1 protein-coding gene is annotated in these 687 nt (G+C 45.9%); it reads right to left on the bottom strand.

Going from position 1 to position 687, the window contains the following annotated elements:
• Positions 1–687: pre-toxin TG domain-containing protein (locus H9655_RS22285; protein ID WP_191817420.1), on the bottom strand; the 687-nt coding region annotated here is incomplete at both ends.

The raw sequence follows: 687 nt of genomic DNA, 5'->3' as shown, positions 1-687 counted from the left end.
CGTCAATTCAGCGGCTGTGTTTCTTAAGGCGTTAAATCCTTGGGTCACCTTGCTGAAGATGCCATCGACTACTGATTTGACTTTTTTGGGGTTGAGGACATTCTTGAACTTGTTGAAGAGTTTTCCTCCCCACTTCACGACTTTGATGCCGCCTTTGACGAGTGGTCCACCGAAGATTGCGGCGACGAGGGCGGTTCTTTCTAGGTTGCCGATTTCTCTTCCGGTGATGAAGTCGGTTCCTGTGGCGGCTTCGATACCGGCTTTGATATTAGAAAGAACTGGTACAAAGTCTAAACCAGTCGAAATCCAGCCTAAGGTTGATTGATTCTTTTCGACATCTTTTATCGGCTGACCTCCAAAGGCAAAGTTCATCGATGAAAGTGGGGCATAGGCTGGCATCATGCCAAGTGCCATTGGGCCGTATGCTTGTGATAATGACATGCCACCAATGACTGGGTTGTTTAGCAGACTGGCGAGCTGGTTGGGCTGATAGGTTGATAAACTTAGTTTACCATTTTGGAATAAGGTTTGAATCTCGCTGATCGTGCTTTTGAGCCTTGATAAGTCTTGGGCAGTTGCTTCTAGTTTACTTGTTTGTTGTTGGTCGAATTGATGTAATCTTTCCACGGTTTGTTTGATTTGATTGTTGGCCGACTCGGCATGTTGGTGTAAACGGTTATCATCCAA

Source organism: Cytobacillus stercorigallinarum (genome assembly GCF_014836495.1).
Classification (GTDB): Bacteria; Bacillota; Bacilli; order Bacillales; family Cytobacillaceae; genus Cytobacillus; species Cytobacillus stercorigallinarum.
This window is presented reverse-complemented; position numbering and strand designations above follow the sequence as displayed.